1 protein-coding gene is annotated in these 1776 nt (G+C 58.2%); it reads left to right on the top strand.

The window, feature by feature from the left end; translation table 11 throughout:
* Positions 1–60: 60 nt before the first annotated feature.
* The gene (locus tag DTW90_RS36865) at positions 61–1767 is read left to right on the top strand and encodes an ISL3 family transposase (RefSeq protein WP_149345051.1); all 1707 of its coding nucleotides are present in this window, start codon (positions 61–63) and stop codon (positions 1765–1767) included.
* Positions 1768–1776: the final 9 nt, after the last annotated feature.

The raw sequence follows: 1776 nt of genomic DNA, 5'->3' as shown, positions 1-1776 counted from the left end.
GGGTCTTCCTCACTTTGTGTGGTTAACAGACCGTTAGCGATGACCCGGCTATGGGCTGGCATGCGAACGAAATCGAAATGGTCGCCCGGTCCGGGTATTAAAGTGCAGAGCGTCGTGTTTAGCGATGAAGGCAAATGGGTAGTGTCGACCTGCGGGCCATCCTCGGGCATATGCCCAGATTGCCGACATCAGAGCAGAAGTCGGCACGGCTGGTCGTACCGCAGTCTTCAAGACCTGCCGATCCAAGGTAATGCCGTGACGGTGAAGCTCCAGTTGAGCCGCTGGCGTTGCACATATCGGCAGTGTAAACGGCAAACGTTCACTGACCGGGTCCCAGCGATTGCCTCTCCCTATGCCCGCCGCACAAGTAGGGCCGCCGAAATAGTCGGCCTGCTTGGCCACAATACGGGCGGCCGCCCCGGAGAGCGCCTGATGCAGCGGCTGGGGATGCCGATCAGTGACGACACCATCCTTCGGCACTTGAAGCGCAATGCTTCACGAGTCGACGACGAACCCCCGGCACGGATCATCGGTATCGATGACTGGAGCTGGCGGAAATCGTGGCGCTACGGCACGATCATCGTTGATCTCGAACGCCGGAAGGTCATGGACATTCTCGAAGACCGGAGCGTGGCAAGCGTTGCACGATGGTTGAAGCGGCATCCCTCTATTGAGGTCGTCAGCCGAGACCGATGCGGGCTCTACGCGCAGGCCGCTCGTGAAGGTGCCCCACAAGCGTCTCAGGTGGCAGACCGCTTTCATCTCATCCAGAATCTTCGTCTTGCTATCGAGGAACAGATGAGCCTCTCCGGCCGAGCTACAGGCAGGGCACTGCTACCAGACGACGACATCGAGAAGGACTGTGATGATCGTGATTTGCGTGAGCAGGCGCCTGAAACGCCTTGGCGTAATCAGCTTCGCCGAGCACATCGGAAGTCCCGGAAGGAAGTGTTTGAAACGGTGCACGCCTTGAGCAAAGAAGGCTTGACCTGCTCGGACATCGCGCGTCGCACGGGATATGGCCGCCGCAGCATCGCGAAGTGGCTGACGTTCGAAACTCCACCCGAGCGACGCAGGGGTGCGCTACAGCCGACCTCTCCTCTATACTTCGAAGCTTTTCTCGCCCAATGTTGGAAGGATGGCAACCGCCGTGGGCGGCATTTGTTCCACGACATCAGGCGCCGCGGATATACCGGCAGCTTTTCCAATCTCGAACGCCTCCTGGCAACATGGCGCCGCGCCGAGAGACCGGAGCAAATTAAGGATGAGAGTGATACGGCGCCGGCTCGGATTGGGCCTGCCGACAGAACATATGACAATGCGCCTGTAAGTGACCCGCAAACCGGACATCTGATCTCACCGGTTGTCGCGGCTGCCCTTTGTATAAAGCCGCGCGGCGCGCTGACCATCAATCAAGTACGGAAAGTGGATGCCCTCAAACAGGGATCACAGACGTTTGCTGTTTTGCGCAGCTTCTCCATGCGATTTCGTGGATTATTTCATGGCCGAACTTCGGCGAAACTCGAAGAATGGATCGATGATGCCATTGATTCTGGCCTCGTTTTCCTGGCCCGTTTTGCCCGCGTTCTCCGCCGGGATATCGACGCCGTCTGTAACGCCATCGACCTGCCCTGGAGCAACGGTCAGGCAGAAGGTCAGATCAACCGCTTGAAGACGATTAAGCGCGCAATGTACGGCAGAGCGGGTCCAGAGCTTCTCAGAGCGCGGATGATGCCAATCAAATTGGCCAATCTCCACACAAAGTGAGGCAGATCC

The organism is Neorhizobium sp. P12A (assembly GCF_008365395.1).
GTDB lineage: Bacteria > Pseudomonadota > Alphaproteobacteria > Rhizobiales > Rhizobiaceae > Rhizobium.
The sequence above is the reverse complement of the archived record's forward strand: the minus strand, read 5'-3'. Positions and strand labels throughout refer to the sequence as shown.